Source organism: Fodinibius salsisoli (genome assembly GCF_026229185.1).
GTDB classification, from domain to species: domain Bacteria; phylum Bacteroidota; class Rhodothermia; order Balneolales; family Balneolaceae; genus Fodinibius; species Fodinibius salsisoli.
Window position 1 is genome coordinate 243,655 of the sequence record NZ_JAGGJA010000008.1, and the last position, 18,321, is coordinate 261,975.

The following is an 18,321-nucleotide window of genomic DNA, read 5'->3' on the forward strand; positions in this document are numbered from 1 at the left end:
ATGCTTCAAGCTCCACCTTCACATTACTTGCTTACCGCCTCACTTAGTCAAGAAGTGGACCACCGAACCATTGAAGAAGTGGATATCGATGGATTTACGCTGATGGAAGTGGCGGGCTCTTCTGCTGCCAAAAAGTTGCTCAAAGATTACAAACATGCAGGATGGTCGCACGGACTTTACCTCTGCGGCAAGGGCAATAATGGCGGTGATACGCTGGTCGTCGCCCGCTACCTGCTGCAGCACGATATCGCAGCCACCATTGTATTCCTGAGCGGCACTGATGACCTCTCCCCGGATGCACAAAAAAACTGGGAGCTGCTCCAGCAGTTTGACGATCAGGATCAGCTACAGCATCACAAAAGCTGGGAAGCTTTTACGGAGACTGACCTTGAATACAGCTTCATCATTGACGGCATGCTAGGTACCGGGCTCGATAGTGATCTCCGCGGCTCCTATACCTCAGCCGTTCAGTGGGCCAACGAACAATCCACTTCTGTTTTCGCTATGGATATTCCCACCGGCCTCCATGCCGACACCGGGCAAATCATGGGCGAGAGCATTCAAGCAGATCGCACCTTTGCTTTTGGGGGGCATAAACAAGGGTTTTATCTGGAAGTAGGCCCTGCTCAAACAGGTGATGTAACCTACTGTGAACTTCCCTTTCCAAATCAATTCAAATCTTCTTCCAACACTTTTTTGCTGGATGAATCCTGGGTTCCACGCCCCACCCTGCAGCCCGGCCAGCACAAGTACGCATCCGGGGTGCTTTATATCATTGCCGGTTCCGAAGGGCTCACCGGGGCCGCCCAGTTAGCTGCCCGCAGCGCCTGGGCCGAGGGATTGGGGGCGATCATCCTCATTTGTCCCCGGGGCCTGCTTTCCATCTATGAGCAAACACTTCCCTCAATCATCAAAAAACCGGTGGGCAGCAAGAGCGACGAACATTTTACCAGACAACATCTTGCCAACGTACTTGAGATTATCGGTAAAAAAGAAGGAGCAGTCCTCATTGGTCCGGGCCTGGGACGCCAGGAAGGAACCATTCAATTTACGAATGAATTTTTATCTCAGAATACGAGAGATGCCATCATTGATGCCGATGCCTTATGGGCCCTTGCTCAGCAAAAAGATGGATGGAGGAAGCCCGATAATACTCAATGGATTCTTACGCCACATCCCGGAGAATTGGGGCGATTCACCGATCAAGCTGTTGCAGATGATTATAATCGATTAACATTTGTGCGGAACTTTTCATCAGACAAACAAATAACAGTACTTTCCAAAGGCATGCCGGGCATAATCGGGACATCCTCAGGTCCATGCTATTTAACTAACTACAACACCCGCTACTTTGCACGGGCGGGCAATGGTGATGTACTGGCTGGAAAGATAGCAGCTTATGTGGCATTAGGCCAGGAACCTGACCAAAGTTGTGCCAACGCGCTGTTACAAGGCAAACAGAAATTAGATTCTTACTTACAAGATTCATCCGATTTACCAGAACCGAAAGATTTTATATGAAAACCAACGTTCTCTATTCTTTTCTGCAACGTAACGACTATCTGTTGATTGCAGGCATCATCACCCTCACACTTATAACCTTTGCACTAACGCTGGTACCCGCAGAGATGCTTTCCCAAAATAAAATTTGGAGCTATGACAAGGTTGGACATCTGCTTTTATTCGGGAGCTGGACCCTGCTCTTGGGGCTCTACCATAACATCTCTCAGGAGAACAATACCAACTTCTGGATTATCTTTTTATTAGGCCTGGGCTTCGGTGTACTCATTGAATTTTTGCAGTATAGCTTACCATCGATAAACCGTCATGCCGATATTTATGACGTCCTTTTTGATGCCATCGGATGCCTGTTGGCTATTGTTGTACTCAAAAAAGTCATCCCGGAAAAATAACCGGTTCTCTGCTGGATGGAGAAAAGGCCCCTCCTATTATATCTCTTCTTTCCATATGATCTACTGGATGCTTCCATCCACCTTTGTTGATTTATCTCTATAAATATGTTAAATAGTGTAAAAGAGAGAAGTTGTATTTAATTATCCGAGGGAATTCTAACCAAATCCAGTGATTATGAAATTTGAGAGAAAAAATCCAGGCATCAACCTTCGCAAGTATTATTCAGTATTTCTTCAAAGTGGCGTAATCTTCGTTTTACTACTCTTTATTGTAGCCACGAAAGTTGATATCAGGTCGGCAGATCGTGAAATTGATTTTACGGACGTACAGGAGGTAACTGAAATTGAGGATATCGTTCAAACCACCCACGATGAAAAACCTGCGACGCCTCCCAAACCAATTGCTCCGGTAGAAGTGCCTAATAACGAGCCCATAGAAGCTGAACCCCTTGACTTCAGTGCCGACTGGTCAACTTCTACCCCAGGCAAGATACCGGAACCAGCTGATAACAAGGAGGAGGTCACAGAAAACTTCTTTGTTGCAGTAGAACAAATGCCGAAGCTTATTGGTGGTTTGGCCAAACTACAGCAAAAGATCAACTATCCTGAACGAGCCAAACAGGCAGGTATTGATGGACGTGTGACCATCCAGTTTATTGTAACTGAACAGGGAACGGTTGAAGATCCCAAGGTCATTCGTGGTATCGGTGGCGGTTGTGACGAAGAAGCGCTTCGCGTTGTAAAAAAAGCAAAGTTCAAGCCCGGTCTCCAGCGGGGTAAGCCGGTACGGGTTCAATATAGTATACCGATTCTGTTTCGCCTGCAGAATTAACCTATTTATCCCTCCAAGCCTTCAGCAAAAGGCAAATCAATTGGGATAAAATAATTTTTGAATTTTTCTGTTATTAAAGTAGAGATTGTGAATAATTATTCGTTTTATTAAGGCAAATAAAACAATTTTACGTTAAACTAATGTGGAGGCTAATATGCGTTCCGAACGAAAAAAACCAACATCTGATTTAAGAAAGTACTATACAGTCTTTCTTCAGTTGGGTATTATAGCCGTATTGCTGCTCTTTATTGTGGCAATGAAAATGGAATTTGTTTCAGAGCAAAAGGAAGTTGACCTGGTTGAAGAACAAGAGGTCGTTGAGATGGAGGAAGTTATTCAGACCAAGCAAAAGAAAACACCACCCCCTCCTCCCAAGCCCCAGGTCCCCGTAGAAGTACCCAATGATGAAATTATCGAAGACCAGGAGATTAATCTGGATGCCGATATGAACTTTAATGAGCCGCTGGATATGCCGCCGCCTCCCAAAGAGGCCGAAGAAGAGGAGGAAGAAGATTTCTTCGTTGCGGTAGAGCAAATGCCTGAACTTATTGGTGGCTTAGGTGAACTGCAGGGAAAAATCGAATATCCTGAGCGAGCAAAACGAGCCGGTATCGATGGACGTGTAATCATTCAGTTTATCGTGACCGAGCAGGGGAATGTTGAAGATCCCAGAGTAATCCGTGGTATTGGCGGTGGCTGCGACAAGGAAGCACTGCGTGTTGTTAAGCAGGCCAAATTTAAGCCTGGCCGTCAGCGGGGTAAGCCGGTACGAGTACAGTACAGTCTGCCGATTATTTTCCGTCTGCAGAACTAACGACCATATATTCTTAAAAAAGAAAAGGACCTGTCTTTCGGCAGGTCCTTTTTTATTTATGGGTAGGATTTTTCTGTCATTGCCCAGTACAAGAGCGGCGAATAATCTTAGCCGGCCGGCTAAACTACCAATCTACGGCCTCCAACACTTCTAAAAGATTATCGTATCCTACTTTTTGCTTTGCATCAGACAGCGGATGCCACTGCACTTTTTCAATGCCCTCCTCATGCTCCGGTTTAAAGGTTTCCGTATCCGAATCTAACATCATTAAGTACCAGTAGGTTGTCTTTCCAAAGTACTCCTCTTCCAGTTCGTATTCGTGGTATGTTTCAGGCAATGCGGAAATAATTTGAGGCTTCCCGGAAAGGCCCACTTCTTCGGCTACTTCGCGTACGGCACATTCCTCAACCGTTTCGGATTCCTCCAATTTTCCTTTCGGCAGATCCCATACTCCGCGCCGAAAAATTAACAGCACTTGGGGTTCCGACTGGTCCTCAGCCTTGCGGACTACCGCCCCACCTGCCGCTGTAACCGGAGTGATAGTCTTATTCTTGTTCTGCGGCATCTTCTCCATCAGACTTTTGGGTCTCATCAGCATAATTCATGCGAAGATTATTCAGTGTCTCTGTCAGATAGTTTTTTAACTCTGCTGGCAGATTTCCTTTTGTAAATTTCTGCAGCATCACCAGCGTATCAATCGCAAATTTAGCTGATTTCAGCTCCCGTTCGACCTTCCCTGTATTAGGATTCTCAATCTTCCCCATGCCCATCATTGCAATCTGCTGATGCTGTTGTACAAGCATCATAAACAGTAGTTGCTGCTGTTGATCGTCTGACAGATTATCTGCGTCCAAATTAATTTGGTCCATAGTAATATGTTTCTTCAAAAGTTAACTGGTTTAAAATCTCAACCAGTCTAATTTGTAATTAATCTTTCCATTCGATATTGTATTCGAATGCCGTTAACCTAAAAATTAATCACAAATATATAAATAAGAAGTCATGAAATATTTTCTGCTTGTTTTAGCACTTATGTTCAGCAGTTCTGCTGTTGCCCAGGATTTTCAACCTATATTTAATGGAAAAGATTTATCCGGATGGACGATCCATGGCACCGAGAAGTGGTATGTTGAGGATGGTGAACTGGTTTGCGAGAGCGGCCCCGACATGGAATATGGTTATCTTACCACCGACAGAACCTATAAAGATTTTATTCTAACCCTTGATTTCAAGCAGGAATCCAATGGGAACAGTGGGGTATTTATCCGGTCAAGTGTAGAAGGCATTAAAGTAAGCGGCTGGCAAGTAGAAGTGGCCCCACCGGGATCACATACCGGCGGCATATATGAATCCTATGGCCGAGGCTGGCTTAAACAACCGGCGCCTGAGGATGAAAAGGCGTTAAAAACGGGTGAATGGAATCGTCTGCGTATCCGCGTGGAAGGCGACCAGGTCATTACCTGGCTCAACGACGAAGTAATGGTTGACTTAACGGATGAAAAGATTGGAGATGCGACGGGTTCTATTGCCTTACAAATTCATTCTGCTACTGAAGGAAATGAAGTAAAAGTACGATGGAAAAACCTCCGGGTAAAAGTTCTGGAGTAAGCTTTGGGGCGTTGCAAAACCTGATTGTCACCGGAATGGTGTGTGGCGATCTCCTTATATAGACATCAACTGAAAGGTTGCTTTCCTTAGCCGTAAGGAGAAAGACAAGTTAGAATTCCTGGGGGTTTGCAAAGCACCTCTTTATTTTGATATACAACTTTAATTATTGCTCTCAATAGGGTACATTTCGTAGCTGTTATTATACTTACAATTTATTACACTTATTAATTGCAATGGCCCACTTACACCCTTTCAGAGCATGGCGCCCTTCTCCTGAAGATCTTGAAGAGATAGCCTGTGTTCCATATGATGTGATTAATGTTAGCGAAGCAGAAGAACTGGCTAAAGGCAAACCTAACAGCTTTCTCCATGTAATACGTCCTGAGATTGATTTACCAGCAGGCACCGATCCACATGATGATGTTGTGTATGAAAAGGGAGCAGAAAATTTAAGGCGTTTTTTGTCAGAGGACATACTTCAGCAGGAAGATGAACCCTGCCTCTATGTGTACCGCCTGATCCGAGAAGGGCGTACACAGACCGGGATTTTTGCCTGTGTTTCGGTGCAAGACTATGATGACGAAGTGATTCTTAAGCATGAGCTAACACGCCCAACCAAAGAGGACGATCGTACCCGGCATATTGTGACGCAACAGGCCCATGCCGAGCCCGTCATGATTACTTATAAAGATGATGAGAAGTCGGTAGCGCTTATCGAGCAAACCGTCCAACAGGATCCGCTCTATCATTTTGTGGCTTCCGATGGGGTCATCCATAAGCTCTGGAAAGTGGAAGATACCGCTCCTTTTGAGGAAGCCTTCGAGAACATTTCGAATCTCTATATCGCAGATGGGCATCACCGATGTAAGAGTGCCTCGCGCGCTGCAGCGGAAGCGAAGAAAAAGAATGCGAACCATACGGGCGAAGAAGAATATAATTTTTTCCCGGCGGTCGTCTTCCCGATGTCAGACATGCATATTATGGCTTACAATCGGGTAGTCTATGACATTCCGGACGGATTCCTACAACAGCTGAAGCAAAAATTTGATCTCACGGAAAGTGCCGAGCCGAGCCCTTCTAGCAAAGGTGATATTTCCATTTATATTGGAGGGCAATGGTATGGAATAAGCCTGCCTGTGGCCGAAAATCCAAATAGTGTTGAAACACTGGATGTACATCGACTGCAAGAATTTATCCTCTCCCCTATGCTGGATATCAATGATCCGCGGCGGGATGACAACATTTCTTTTGTCGGAGGCATCCGGGGTACCGAAGAACTGGAACGCCTTGTGGATGGAGGCAAAGCAGGCATGGCCATCAGCATGTATCCAACGAGTATTGAAGAACTTATTGAAGTATCTGATGAGGGGCTGCTTATGCCTCCTAAATCAACTTGGTTTGAACCCAAATTACGATCTGGACTTCTTGTCCACACTTTTTAACCCAACAAACACTCTTAACTATTATGAATCGCGTTCACAATTTTAGTGCAGGACCCGCTGTTTTACCAGCTGAGGTTCTTAAAAAAGCACAGGCTGAATTGACCGAGTATCAAAATAAAGGCCGCTCCATCATGGAGATGAGTCACCGTAGTGCTGAATATGAAGCTATTGACCAGCAGGCAAAAGATCGACTGACAGAACTGTTAGGGCTTGGTGATGATTTTGAGATTATGTTCCTTCAGGGCGGTGCCAGCTCACAGTTTATGATGGCGCCCTATAACTTCCTGTCGGAAGGACAAACCGCAGACTACATTGATACCGGACGCTGGTCGAATAAGGCTATTAAAGAGGCTAAGATTTTTGGTAATGTGCATCGACCTTACAGTAGCAGTGAAACAGGCTACGATCGCGTACCTACTGATGATGAGCTCAATTTCAGTGATAATCCACAGTATGTGCATTTCACTTCCAACAATACTGTAGCTGGTACTCAATTTGCTACTGAACCGGAAACGAACGGGGTTCCACTGGTATGTGATGCTTCTTCTGATTTTCTTTCCAAGCCTATCGACGTGTCAAAGTATGGCATTATTTATGCAGGTGCTCAGAAGAATGTAGGGCCTGCGGGCGTAACGATTGTGATTATCCGTAAAGATTTCTTGGCTAAAGCTGATACTACGGATGTTCCAACGATACTTCAGTACCAAACACACACAGAAAAGATTTTCAATACGCCCCCGGTCTTTAATGTGTACATGGTAAACCTGGTACTCGAATGGGTACAGGAAAAAGGCGGACTGGATTACTTCAAGAAGTTTAATGAAGAGAAGGGTGCCCTCGTTTATGATGAAATCGACAAAGATGATTTCTACCGGGGCGCGGTGGAGAAGGATTCCCGTTCGCTCATGAATGCAACCTTCCGTCTGCCAAGCGAAGAGCTGGAAGCCCAGTTCGTGGCTGAAGCTGAAAAGCAGGATCTTTTCACATTGAAAGGCCATCGTAGTGTTGGCGGTATTCGTGCCAGCATGTATAATGCATGTCCCCGTGAAAGTGTGGAAACGCTTGTAAACTTCATGCAAGATTTCCGCGCCGAAAACGGCTAATACATTGGAGCGAATAACATTCTTGATAGCTATAGCGGGTTGGTGAAACAAACTAACCCGCTATTTTTATATTTTGGGGCTTTACAAAACTGGGCTTGTCATCCTGTCCCAAATTATCGGGATCAGGATCACCTTCGAAAAGGCTGCCAAAGGTAGCAAAGCCTTCATTATAAAAGTCCGAAAACTGTCAAGATATGATCTATGGTGTTGGGCACAAATACCACTAAATAAATGATCCCCCATAAGGCTCCTGCTACATGGGCTTCGTGATTTATGCGTCCCCGGGCCTGTTTGCTTTCGTACATGCTGTAGATCAAATAGAAAATGGCAAATATAAACGCCGGGATAGGAACAGGAATTAAAAATAAGTAAATATTCTCCATCGGAAATAGGAAAATAAACGCAAATAACACCGATCCTACCGCTCCCGAAGCCCCGAGGGTGGCATAATTGGGATCATCCCGGAATTTTATGACTGAAGGCAAGGCGGCAACAATCAAGCCGGTAATATACAGCCCTAAAAAGTAAAAAGGCCCTACGACCTGTTCCATCACCGGACCAAAAAAGTAGAGGGTAAACATATTGACGAAAAGATGCCCCAGGTTTGCGTGTAAAAAGCCGGAGGTAAGCAATTCATACCACGTATTTTGCCGCACCGTTCGGTACGGCTTTAGATATCCCGTTTGCAGCATGGCTGGATAGCCATAAAGTGCTGCCAGCGAAATAATTACATTCGCTGCTACTAAATAAAAGGTAACCGGACTGTTGGACAGAAAGTTTTGCATATACAAATTAGTTTTTCGAATGCTGAAAATAGCCAAGAGTTGATTCGAACGCTAATATAATTCATAAATTTCTCAACATATTTGCTATCGCTGCCTAACAATTCGTATATTTAAGTTTGTTATCTGTTGTGAAGTTAAGCCGAAGTAGCTCAGGGGTAGAGCGATTCTCTCGTAAAGAATAGGTCGTCGGTTCAAATCCGATCTTCGGCTCACCCTTCAACCTGATAGCTTGCCTCTCCCGCCAAACTCAACTATAGATTTTGTAGCTTAGGTAAAATATATTAATACAAACTTTCCAGGCTACCTTATATAACGTGTCTAAGAAACTTGGTTCTACATCTATCCTTGTTGCCATTGCGATTTTCATCTCTTCCTGTGGCACTCTTTCCCGTACACAAGAGGATAGCCCAAAGGCTCCTCCCAATATTGATTTCCCGGATGCCAGTAAATCCGGGACCAAAATTGAAGAAGGCATTGCCAGCTGGTATGGCCCAAAATTCAATGGTAAGCTGACAGCGAATGGCGAAGAGTATGACATGCATCAATTTACGGCGGCCCACCGTACGCTCCCCTTTAACAGTATTATCAAGGTTAGAAATCTGGATAACGGAGAAGATGTGCTTGTCCGTATTAACGATCGTGGACCTTTTGCTAAAAACAGAATCATTGACCTATCCAAGAAGGCTGCTCAAGAAATAAATATGATTGGCACCGGCACTGCCCGTGTTGCACTCATGATTATGGGGCATGACTTACAAAGTTCACGTACAGATAATCTCAAAGTACCTACCTACACTGTTCAATTGGCTTCCTTCCAGAAGCGATCCAAAGCCTTTCAACACTCTCGGAAGGTACAAGGCGCTCGCGTAGAAACTGTAACTCTTGGCGATAAAAAATTATACCGTGTTTATTATGGTACATTTGTAGATAAAAATAAGGCACGCCAAAAAGCACAAGAACTGAACAATCGGGGTTTTAACGGATACGTGAAGCAGATCCAGAATTAATTATCCCATTGGGGAATGGATGCCCCCCTGTTTTTGGTTTAACAGACTATTCGCTGACTTATTTAGATGTATATTATACTGTATGAAGAAAAAGATCATCGTTATTGGTAGTGGCTTTGGGGGTCTTGCAACGGCTTCACGATTGTTGTCAGCCGGCCATGAAGTAGAAATTTTTGAAAAACGTGACAAAGCCGGTGGTCGTGCTTATGTGTATGAGCAAGATGGTTTCACCTTCGATGGCGGTCCTACGGTAATTACAGCCCCGTTTTTGTTTGATGAAATATTCGAGGAGGCCGGAAAAAAAAGAAAAGACTATGTAGAATTCGTGCCCTGTGATCCCTTCTACCGAATATTTAATGATCGTGGAGAAAAGTTTGACTATAATGGGAACCACGACTTTGTACTTAATGAAATTGATCAATGGAATCCAGGGGATAAAGAAGGCTACACTCGATTTTTAAAGACCACGAAAGCCATATTCAATAAAGGTTTTGTTGAGTTAGCCGATCAACCATTTCATAATCTTTGGGATATGATTAAAATCATTCCTGATCTAATCCGCCTGCAGTCTCACAAAACCGTTTTTCAGTACGTCTCAAAATTCATCGATGACGATTTCCTCCGAAAAGTTTTTTCCTTTCATCCGTTACTGGTTGGCGGCAACCCCTTTGATACCACTTCCATTTATGCCATGATCCATTACCTGGAACGCGAATGGGGGGTACACTATGCTATGGGTGGAACCGGAGCCATCGTTGAAGCGCTGGTACAGCTTATTGAGGAGCAAGGCGGTACCATTAATCTTAATGCGGAAGTTGATGAAATTACCATCCAAAACGGCAAAGCCACTGGCATACGGTTGAAGGATGGAACAACGCATCAAGCAGATCAGGTGGTCAGTAATGCCGATGTAGCTTTTACCTATCGCAATATGATTGCCCGGGACCATCGCAGCACCTATACGGATCGTAAAGTTGAGCGCATGAAGTATAGTATGTCCCTCTTTGTGATCTACTTTGGAACGAAGAAACGATACCTCGATTCCAAGTTAGAGCATCACAATATCATCCTGGGCGAACGATATGAAGAGCTATTGGCAGATATTTTCCATGATAAAAAGCTGGCTGAAGACTTCTCCCTTTATCTGCATATGCCTACTAAAACCGATCCCTCGCTGGCTCCTGAAGGCTGCGAAAGCTTTTACGTTCTCTCACCCGTACCCCACTTAGACAGCGGCACCGACTGGAAAGCACAGGCCAAGCCCTATCGTGACAAAATTATGAACTTTCTGGAAGAACATTACCTGCCCGACCTCCAGGAAAATATTGTGGTGGAACATCATATCGACCCTCTTCACTTTCAACAGACACTAAACAGCTACAAGGGATCCGCTTTTTCAGTGGAACCTATCCTTTCCCAGTCCGCCTGGTTTCGTCCGCATAATAAATCGGAAGACGTTGAAGATCTGTTTTTTGCCGGCGCGGGAACGCATCCCGGGGCGGGTATTCCAGGCGTTTTGTCATCAGCTAAAATCATAGAACAACTAGTTTGCAAGGATTAGTTTTCACCACAAGGCTGGAAGTAGTTCTTCTCAATTGTATATTGCTATATTGATTACCTCAACTTAAGCTCCTTGGATTATGGGATTTAATAACTATCTCCTTCTGATTTTTATACTGACTCTTGCCTCCTGTCAACCACAACAGTCTCAATATGAGCAACTAGGGCTCGAGGAAATCACTATTACTGAGCTGCAAGAGGGCTACCGGAATGGCCACTATTCTATTGCTGAAGTCACCAGGGCCTACCTCCAACGCATTAAGGAGATTGATCAAAACGGGCCGGAACTCAATTCTATGATTTACACCAATCCGGATGCTTTAGATAAAGCGACAGCACTGGATGAAGAATGGGCTAATGGCAATAAACGGGGGCCTCTTCATGGCATTCCCATTGTCTTAAAAGACAATATCGACACCCATGATATGCCAACGACGGCCGGTGCACGAGCTATGAAGGGATCGATACCACCTGATGATGCTTTCATTACCGCCAAACTACGGGAAGCCGGTGCTGTAATCCTGGGGAAAAGTAATTTAAGCGAATGGGCCAATTTCCACAGTAGCTTCTCCTCCAGTGGATGGAGTGGCCTTGGTGGACAAACGAAAAATCCCTACGATCTCAGCCGCAATCCCTGTGGATCCAGTTCTGGTCCGGGCGCTGCTGTAGCTGCTAACCTGGCGGTCTTCGGGATTGGTACTGAAACCAATGGGTCTATCACCTGTCCGTCTTCGGCCAATGGACTCGTCGGCATTAAGCCTACGGTGGGGTTGCTCAGCCGGTCGGGTATCATTCCCATTTCTTTTACGCAGGATACGCCCGGCCCTATGGCCCGTACTGTTACGGATGCTGCCGTTGCCTTGGGTACGATGGTTGGCGTAGACCCTGAGGATGCCAAGACGACCCCAAGTAAAAATCATTTTACAACAGACTATATCCAATTTCTCAATGAGGATGGTCTCAAAGGCAAACGGCTTGGCTTTTGGAAAGAACCGCTCGGCGAACATCACCGGGTGGATACGCTTATGCAGCAGACCGCCCGCTTGCTGGAAGAGCAAGGAGCCGAAATTATTGAACTGGAGAATATATCCGGAGAAAATATCGGGAATGCCTCCTTCCAGGTCTTGTTATACGAATTCAAAGATGGGCTGAATACCTATTTCAAATCACTCGGAGCCGATGCTCCGGTTAAAAGCCTGGATGAATTGGTGGATGTAACGCTTAGAGACTCTATAGAGATGCACTATTTCGATCACGATTTACTGATCACTGCTAATAAGAAAGGGGATCTCAAATCCGAAGAGTATACCGAGGCGCTTAACCGAATGCTAATGCATACCCGCGATGAAGGTATCGACCGGGTGATGAACCAACATAACCTTGATGCTATTATCAGTCCAACCGGCGCACCGGCCTGGAAAACTGATTTAATAAATGGCGATAACTTTTCCGTTTCTTCAAGCTCTCCAGCAGCAAGAGCCGGCTATCCCAATATTACGGTCCCCATGGGATTTATCGACAACTTACCCGTGGGCATTTCCTTTTTTGGAAAGGCTTGGAGTGAGCCGGAGCTTATAGAAATCGCTTTTGCCTTTGAGCAGGTGACCCAAATTCGAAGACCACCTGTCATTAAGAACCAAGCTCAATAACGTTTACTCGGCCGTTTCCTTTAACTTTTCCTGCAGTTTATCCCAGTCAGCCAGAAAACGCTCCAGTCCACTGTCAGTTTTGGGGTGGTGCAACAGCTGATCAATCACTTTGAGCGGCATTGTAGCAACATCAGCACCGAGACGGGCAGACTCAAGTACGTGCATTGGGTGGCGAATGCTGGCAGCAAGTATTTCTGTTTCAAAGCCGTAATTATCGTAAATAGTGACGATGTCTTCAATAAGCTGCATACCATCATCAGAGATATCGTCCAAACGACCGATAAAAGGAGATATATAAGTAGCCCCGGCTTTGGCAGCTAACAAAGCTTGTGTTGGGGAAAAACAAAGGGTACAGTTGGTACGAATGCCCTCATCAGACAAGCTTCGAATAGCCTTGATGCCATCTTTAATCAGCGGAACTTTGACCACTACATTATCAGCAATTTTGGCCAGGTGGCGAGCTTCCGTCATAATTTCGTCATACTCGGTTGAGACTACCTCTGCAGAAACATCACCTTCGACAATGTTACAGATCTTGGCGATGTGTCCTTCAAAATCGGCAACTCCTATCTTAGCACATAAACTGGGGTTGGTTGTTACTCCATCCAGTACGCCCAAATCATGGGCCTCCTGAATTTCATCAAGATCTGCGGTGTCTATAAAAAACTTCATAGTTTAATGTAGGCTTAGTTGATTGGTTTGTAATAGATTTTAAAATACAAAAAAAGTTTCTCTTTCTTAACAGAAACATGCCATTGTTTCTTTATATTCTGAATTATCTTTGGGCTAACATTGAGCTCCTGTTTGATTTGAGGCTTTTTCAACTCCAACCAAAAGATTTAAAGCCATTAGACAGGCTCCTAAATGTTAAAAAAGTTAAAAACACCACTATTTACTGAGTTTTAGCAGATTCTCTGTATCATTTAGGTTACGATCTCGTATTGGGACAGTTAATATCCTAAAAATAACAGCAAGGAGCGTTCAAGAGTCAAACTTTTACTCTTTATTTAGGCATGCTGTTATACACGTTTATAAATGTGGAACCCCAGACTTTATTTTAAAAATCTATCCAAGTGAAGAAATTATTACCTTATTCCATTGTCGTTGCAATCATATTTTTTCAAGCATGTGGTGGAAATACCGAAGGACCCAATAATCCTGGTCCGGGTGGAGGGATGAATCCAGCAGCTAACCCGGGGATCAGCGTAGAGACCATTGTCGCATCAACCAGTGATATCTCCGAACAGATTAAATCGTTTGGAAACATCAGGGCCGCTGAAATTGTCAATGTAACCCCTCAGGTTTCCAATAGAGTAACGGCCATTTATGCCGATCTCGGCGATACCGTAAGACAGGGAGAGGTAATGGCTAAAATCTATGACGTCCCCTTTCGCGATCAATATCAGCAGGCGAAATCTCAGCTGGAACAAAGCAAGTCAGCTTATGTGCGGGATAGCCTTCAGTATTATCGCCAACAAACACTGCATGAGAAAGAACTTATTAGCTCAACAGAATTTGATGATGCCCGGGCTACTTTTCAAAACAGTAAGGCTCAACTCGAAGCTTCACGAGCAAACCTTACCCAAAGCCGTGAAGACCTAAAAAATACCGAAATCACTTCTCCGGTTTATGGCGTGGTCTTAACCCGGAATATTTCAACCGGTGACTTAGCTTCAACGGGGCAGGTGGCCTACGAGGTTGGAAATTTGACGGGCTACCAGGCACGGGTTTACCTGCCACTGGAGGAATGGCGGAAAATTGAGATCGGTCAACCGGTAAGCTTTCGGGTTTCCAACCAGCAAGATATTACAGGCGAAGGACGGGTTACCCAAATTAGTCCTCGCATCGATCCCACAACGGGACTGGGCGAAGTGGTAATCAGTCTTACCGACCGGGGAACTTCCATTTATCAAGGTGTGCTCGTTCAATCTATTATCAATGTGGAGACACATCAAGATGCAGTGACGATTCCCAGATCTGCGTTGGTAGAAAACGTACAAACCTTGATTGAGCCTGAATCCAACACTATACAACTGGAGCGCAGTTACTCCGCTTTTGTTGTTCAGAACGATTCGCTTGCCCTACGCCGTGAATTGACGCTGGGTATTGAGCAAGGCAATGAAATAGAAATTCTGGAAGGCATTGGCGCGGGCGATGAAGTTGTTATTACCGGCCAGAATAGTCTTAATGACAGCTCCAAAGTGCGTGTAGCCGGCCAGGAAGATTTTCAGCCAGCCGAAGAGATCCCAATTGAAGCTTCGGAGCAAAGTACCGCAGATACGAGCTCAACCTCACGTTAATCCAGATTTAGAACCAACATTATTATATGAAAGCTTTAGCACGAAAAGCGGTTGAGCGCCCGGTCACTTTTTTCATGACCAGCCTGATTGTCATTGGCTTTGGTTTGTTCGGGCTCTCTAACCTTCGGCTGAACTTGTATCCGGATGTCTCTTTCCCTACGATAACCGTCTATACTTCTTACGAGGGAGTAGCACCGGAAGATATTGAAACATTGATTACCCGCCCCATCGAAGAGCAGGTAGGCAGTATCAGTGGAGTCCAACGGGTACGTTCGATATCGAATCAGGGGGCTTCTATCATCAAGCTTGACTTCGATTGGGGAACCGATCTGTATGTGGCGGAATCGGATGTTCGCAAAGAGCTCGACTTTGTCCGGAGGACCATCCCCGACGATGCGGAACAGCCTATTGTCTATTCTTACGACCCTAACCAGGAACCGATTATTGTTCTGACGCTGACCTCCAACATCCGGAGTCCACGGGAGCTTAGGACCGTGGCGAAACAACGAGTAGAGCAGCAGTTGGAGCGTATCTCCGGGGTAGCCTCCAGCGAAACATCCGGCGGGTATGAGCGACAAATAAATATCGATATTAGCAACGAGCAGATGCGGGCATACAACCTGAACATCTCGGATATTGCAACCAAGCTGCAGCAGGAAAACATCCAGGTTCCGGCCGGAGAGCTGATAGAAGGACGTACTATCTATTCGCTGCGCACGCTGGGAGAATTTGAAAATGTTGACCAGATCAGAGATATGATTGTGGCAGTCCGCGAGGGCGAGCCGCTAAAGCTGGAGGACGTAGCCTCCGTCGAAGATGGTGTAGCCCAGCCTATTGGCAATGTACATGTAGATGGTGAAGAAGGCGTTATTCTCAATGTCTATCGCCAAAGTGATGCTAATGTCGTAACTACGGCCAACTCGGTGGTTAGCGGCATTGGTGACCTTGAGCGTGTGCTCCCCGATGATATCAAAATTGATGTATTGACGAACGAAGCAGAATTTATAGAAAGCTCAATCGATAACCTGTTGTGGACAGGGCTTCAGGCCGTACTTTTAGTGGTACTCATTCTGTTGGCATTCCTCCATAGTGGCCGCTCCGCCCTGATTATTGCCATATCGATCCCGGTTTCTATTATCTCCACCTTTAGTATTATGGACTGGGCTGATTTAAGCTTAAACATTATTTCCCTTTCCGGGCTCACGCTGGCTGTGGGTATGGTGGTGGATGATGCGGTGGTTGTGTTAGAAAACATATTCCGTTTTAAAGAAGAAGGAAATGAACGTGAAAAAGCGGCTATTTTTGGAGCGCAAGAAGTAGCGGTTCCGGTGGTTATTTCCACCCTTACTACGCTCGTTGTTTTCCTCCCTATTCTTTTTGTGCCCGGCATCGCAGGCTTTCTATTCCGAGACCTGGCACTGACGATCTCTTTTGCCCTCTCAGTATCCTCGCTGGTTGCTCTCTCCCTCATCCCCATGATGAGCTCCCTTATGCTGGATACGGACCAGGAACAAAACGAGGATTCCAGGAATTATCTGCAGCGCCTGTTAGATTGGAGCCGTGACAGCATCTATAAAAGAATTATGGCCTCTCCCCTGCTTCTTTTAGGGGCGTTGGTTTTCCCAGTGTATTGGCTCTTCAAGTGGATAGGTCAAAAAACCGGTGGGTATCTTTCCCAAAAAGTGGCTCCAGCCATCAACAATTACTTGAATCGGCTTGAGAATAAATATGAAACCACTCTCGATCGAATTTTGAACCGAAGCAGCCTTACCGTCATTGCCGCTGTCCTTCTTTTTCTTATTACTCTTCCGATCTATAATTTTCTGGGAGGCGAATTCTTCCCAAAAGTGGATGACAATGCTTTCATCCTGGATGTTCAGCGAACACCCGGCGTGAGTTTATTAGAATTAGAGCGTTCTATCTCGCAAGTTGAAAAGACCATCAAAAAGAATGTGCCCGAAGCGCGCCTTATTGTCTCAGACTTTGGAGACAAGGAAGGAATCGAAGGAGCTGATAATCCGGGCGGTTACCAAGGGACTATCCGGGTTGAACTGGTGCCTCAGGATGAACGCCGGCGCAGTGAGTCTCAGATTACCGGCACCCTGCTGGAAGACCTCGAAGCCGTAGCGGGAACAGAAATCAAGGAGGTTCAGCAAGATCCGCTGAGTCCTGAAACAGAAAGTGGCCTCATTGTACAAATCTTTGGCTTTGAGCCATCGACCAAAGAAGAACTGGCGAATGGCGTGAAGGAACGTCTGAATAACATCGAAGGCATTGTAAACGTGACGAGCACGGCAGACCAAGGCCGCCCCGAACTGCGTATCATCATGGATCGGGAACGTATTTCACGTATTGGGCTGAACACTTCTCAAGTGGCTAATGCTATCAGTGATGCCGTGCAGGGCAACCTTGCGACCACCTATGTTGACCAGGGCATTGAGTTTGAAGTACGTGTTCAACTGGATGAGCTTGATAAAGCCTCGGTCAGTGACTTGCGCAACCTGCAGGTGCAACTTTCTTCGGGTAGCTGGGCTCCGCTATCCAACCTGGCCCGTATTGAACGGTACAGTGGGCCCACCAATATTTTGCGCGTCAACCAAGAGCGTGTGACTGAAGTTACAGCCGATCTCTCAGGTATTGATCTGGGCGCAGCCAGTAACCGGACCCGTGACCAGCTCGACGGTATTGACTGGCCGGAGGGCTATCGCTACCAGATCGCCGGTTCGGCCGAAGATCAGCAGCAGTCATTTAACTACCTGTTGATCGCATTTATTATTGCCGGCATTCTAACCTATATGGTGATGGCCTCGCAGTTCGAAAGCCTGGTAGAACCATTTATCATTATTCTTACCATTCCTCTCGCCCTCACCGGCGTGTTGCTGGTGCTATGGATCACCGGAACCTCCATTAGTGTTACATCTATGGTAGGGCTTATTTTGCTCTCCGGTATCGTAGTGAATAATGGAATTGTGATGATTGACTATATCAAGATTCTGCAGGCTCGTAATATGTCTCGCCGTGAGGCGATTGTTAAAGGAGCAGGACGCCGTCTGCGGCCCATCCTGATGACCGCCCTTACTACTATTCTCTGTATGGTCCCACTTGCCTTAGAGCTGGGATCTGGTTCTGAAACCTGGAGCCCTATGGCCCGAACGGTCATTGGCGGGCTCACAATGTCCACGTTGCTTATGCTTTTTGTAGTGCCCTGTCTTTACAACCTGATCAATGCTACAGTTGAAAATATGGGCTTCGACTCCGTCCACAAAGTGGATCCTTTAATAGAAACCGAAACAAGCTGAGGGAAAGTG

At 45.7% G+C, this 18,321-nt stretch carries 16 protein-coding genes and 1 tRNA gene; 13 read left to right on the forward strand and 4 right to left on the reverse strand.

Going from position 1 to position 18,321, the window contains the following annotated elements:
• From J6I44_RS13415 to J6I44_RS13430, 4 genes are all read left to right on the forward strand, one after another.
• Complete coding sequence (locus J6I44_RS13415; protein WP_265766660.1) at positions 1-1,521, forward strand: NAD(P)H-hydrate dehydratase; 1,521 nt, start codon at positions 1-3, stop codon at positions 1,519-1,521.
• Positions 1,518-1,913, forward strand: coding sequence for a VanZ family protein (locus tag J6I44_RS13420; protein WP_265766661.1), 396 nt, complete (start codon positions 1,518-1,520; stop codon positions 1,911-1,913). The genes J6I44_RS13415 and J6I44_RS13420 overlap by 4 nt, the downstream gene beginning before the upstream one ends.
• Before the next feature lie 175 nt (positions 1,914-2,088).
• Complete coding sequence (locus tag J6I44_RS13425; RefSeq protein ID WP_265766662.1) at positions 2,089-2,745, forward strand: energy transducer TonB; 657 nt, start codon at positions 2,089-2,091, stop codon at positions 2,743-2,745.
• 154 nt (positions 2,746-2,899) lie between these two features.
• On the forward strand, positions 2,900-3,559 hold the full coding sequence (locus J6I44_RS13430; protein WP_265766663.1) for an energy transducer TonB: 660 nt from the start codon (positions 2,900-2,902) through the stop codon (positions 3,557-3,559).
• A gap of 124 nt (positions 3,560-3,683) precedes the next feature.
• On the opposite strand, the gene J6I44_RS13435 is transcribed toward J6I44_RS13430, so the two are convergent.
• Together J6I44_RS13435 and J6I44_RS13440 are read right to left on the reverse strand one after the other, a co-directional pair.
• Positions 3,684-4,151 carry an NUDIX hydrolase gene (locus tag J6I44_RS13435; protein WP_265766664.1) on the reverse strand — a complete coding sequence of 156 codons (468 nt, stop codon included), beginning with the start codon at positions 4,149-4,151 and terminating at the stop codon, positions 3,684-3,686.
• On the reverse strand, positions 4,105-4,428 hold the full coding sequence (locus J6I44_RS13440; protein ID WP_265766665.1) for a DUF1844 domain-containing protein: 324 nt from the start codon (positions 4,426-4,428) through the stop codon (positions 4,105-4,107). The genes J6I44_RS13435 and J6I44_RS13440 overlap by 47 nt, the downstream gene beginning before the upstream one ends.
• Positions 4,429-4,561: 133 nt before the next feature.
• On the opposite strand from J6I44_RS13440, the gene J6I44_RS13445 reads away from it, so the two are divergent.
• The 3 genes from J6I44_RS13445 to serC all read left to right on the forward strand — a co-directional run bounded on the left by J6I44_RS13445 (position 4,562) and on the right by serC (position 7,712).
• On the forward strand, positions 4,562-5,167 hold the full coding sequence (locus J6I44_RS13445) for a 3-keto-disaccharide hydrolase (protein ID WP_265766666.1): 606 nt from the start codon (positions 4,562-4,564) through the stop codon (positions 5,165-5,167).
• A gap of 233 nt (positions 5,168-5,400) precedes the next feature.
• Positions 5,401-6,609: a DUF1015 domain-containing protein gene (locus J6I44_RS13450; RefSeq protein ID WP_265766667.1), complete on the forward strand. Its 1,209-nt coding sequence runs from the start codon at positions 5,401-5,403 to the stop codon at positions 6,607-6,609.
• Between the two features lie 23 nt (positions 6,610-6,632).
• Positions 6,633-7,712 carry a 3-phosphoserine/phosphohydroxythreonine transaminase gene (serC, locus tag J6I44_RS13455; RefSeq protein ID WP_265766668.1) on the forward strand — a complete coding sequence of 360 codons (1,080 nt, stop codon included), beginning with the start codon at positions 6,633-6,635 and terminating at the stop codon, positions 7,710-7,712.
• Positions 7,713-7,879: 167 nt separating this feature from the next.
• Here the strand turns inward: serC and J6I44_RS13460 are convergent, their stop codons facing one another.
• Positions 7,880-8,497: a rhomboid family intramembrane serine protease gene (locus J6I44_RS13460; RefSeq protein WP_265766669.1), complete on the reverse strand. Its 618-nt coding sequence runs from the start codon at positions 8,495-8,497 to the stop codon at positions 7,880-7,882.
• 138 nt (positions 8,498-8,635) lie between these two features.
• Between J6I44_RS13460 and J6I44_RS13465 the strand changes: the two genes are divergently transcribed.
• The 4 genes from J6I44_RS13465 to J6I44_RS13480 all read left to right on the forward strand — a co-directional run bounded on the left by J6I44_RS13465 (position 8,636) and on the right by J6I44_RS13480 (position 12,713).
• Positions 8,636-8,707, forward strand: a tRNA-Thr gene (locus J6I44_RS13465).
• Between the two features lie 104 nt (positions 8,708-8,811).
• On the forward strand, positions 8,812-9,504 hold the full coding sequence (locus J6I44_RS20910; RefSeq protein ID WP_265766670.1) for a septal ring lytic transglycosylase RlpA family protein: 693 nt from the start codon (positions 8,812-8,814) through the stop codon (positions 9,502-9,504).
• An 82-nt stretch (positions 9,505-9,586) separates the two neighbouring features.
• Positions 9,587-11,065, forward strand: a complete 1,479-nt coding sequence (locus tag J6I44_RS13475) for a phytoene desaturase (RefSeq protein WP_265766671.1) — start codon at positions 9,587-9,589, stop codon at positions 11,063-11,065.
• A 79-nt stretch (positions 11,066-11,144) separates the two neighbouring features.
• Positions 11,145-12,713 (forward strand): amidase, encoded by a 1,569-nt coding sequence (locus tag J6I44_RS13480; protein ID WP_265766672.1) that lies wholly within the window; start codon positions 11,145-11,147, stop codon positions 12,711-12,713.
• A 3-nt stretch (positions 12,714-12,716) separates the two neighbouring features.
• Here J6I44_RS13480 and fsa read toward each other — a convergent pair whose 3' ends face one another.
• Positions 12,717-13,385, reverse strand: a complete 669-nt coding sequence (fsa, locus tag J6I44_RS13485) for a fructose-6-phosphate aldolase (RefSeq protein WP_265766673.1) — start codon at positions 13,383-13,385, stop codon at positions 12,717-12,719.
• 401 nt (positions 13,386-13,786) lie between these two features.
• Here fsa and J6I44_RS13490 point away from each other — a divergent pair, with 401 nt between their 5' ends.
• Both J6I44_RS13490 and J6I44_RS13495 read left to right on the forward strand, forming a co-directional pair.
• Positions 13,787-15,013 carry an efflux RND transporter periplasmic adaptor subunit gene (locus J6I44_RS13490; RefSeq protein ID WP_265766674.1) on the forward strand — a complete coding sequence of 409 codons (1,227 nt, stop codon included), beginning with the start codon at positions 13,787-13,789 and terminating at the stop codon, positions 15,011-15,013.
• A gap of 26 nt (positions 15,014-15,039) precedes the next feature.
• The gene (locus J6I44_RS13495; protein WP_265766675.1) at positions 15,040-18,312 is read left to right on the forward strand and encodes an efflux RND transporter permease subunit; all 3,273 of its coding nucleotides are present in this window, start codon (positions 15,040-15,042) and stop codon (positions 18,310-18,312) included.
• Positions 18,313-18,321: the final 9 nt, after the last annotated feature.

Excerpts from the sequence above, each read along its gene's own strand:
- J6I44_RS13415 (WP_265766660.1), top strand. The coding sequence starts at position 1 with ATGCTTCAAGCTCCACCTTCACATTACTTGCTTACCGCCTCACTTAGT.
- J6I44_RS13420 (WP_265766661.1), top strand. The coding sequence starts at position 1,518 with ATGAAAACCAACGTTCTCTATTCTTTTCTGCAACGTAACGACTATCTG.
- J6I44_RS13425 (WP_265766662.1), top strand. The coding sequence starts at position 2,089 with ATGAAATTTGAGAGAAAAAATCCAGGCATCAACCTTCGCAAGTATTAT.
- J6I44_RS13430 (WP_265766663.1), top strand. The coding sequence starts at position 2,900 with ATGCGTTCCGAACGAAAAAAACCAACATCTGATTTAAGAAAGTACTAT.
- J6I44_RS13435 (WP_265766664.1), bottom strand. The coding sequence starts at position 4,151 with ATGAGACCCAAAAGTCTGATGGAGAAGATGCCGCAGAACAAGAATAAG.
- J6I44_RS13440 (WP_265766665.1), bottom strand. The coding sequence starts at position 4,428 with ATGGACCAAATTAATTTGGACGCAGATAATCTGTCAGACGATCAACAG.
- J6I44_RS13445 (WP_265766666.1), top strand. The coding sequence starts at position 4,562 with ATGAAATATTTTCTGCTTGTTTTAGCACTTATGTTCAGCAGTTCTGCT.
- J6I44_RS13450 (WP_265766667.1), top strand. The coding sequence starts at position 5,401 with ATGGCCCACTTACACCCTTTCAGAGCATGGCGCCCTTCTCCTGAAGAT.
- serC (WP_265766668.1), top strand. The coding sequence starts at position 6,633 with ATGAATCGCGTTCACAATTTTAGTGCAGGACCCGCTGTTTTACCAGCT.
- J6I44_RS13460 (WP_265766669.1), bottom strand. The coding sequence starts at position 8,497 with ATGCAAAACTTTCTGTCCAACAGTCCGGTTACCTTTTATTTAGTAGCA.
- J6I44_RS13475 (WP_265766671.1), top strand. The coding sequence starts at position 9,587 with ATGAAGAAAAAGATCATCGTTATTGGTAGTGGCTTTGGGGGTCTTGCA.
- J6I44_RS13480 (WP_265766672.1), top strand. The coding sequence starts at position 11,145 with ATGGGATTTAATAACTATCTCCTTCTGATTTTTATACTGACTCTTGCC.
- fsa (WP_265766673.1), bottom strand. The coding sequence starts at position 13,385 with ATGAAGTTTTTTATAGACACCGCAGATCTTGATGAAATTCAGGAGGCC.
- J6I44_RS13495 (WP_265766675.1), top strand. The coding sequence starts at position 15,040 with ATGAAAGCTTTAGCACGAAAAGCGGTTGAGCGCCCGGTCACTTTTTTC.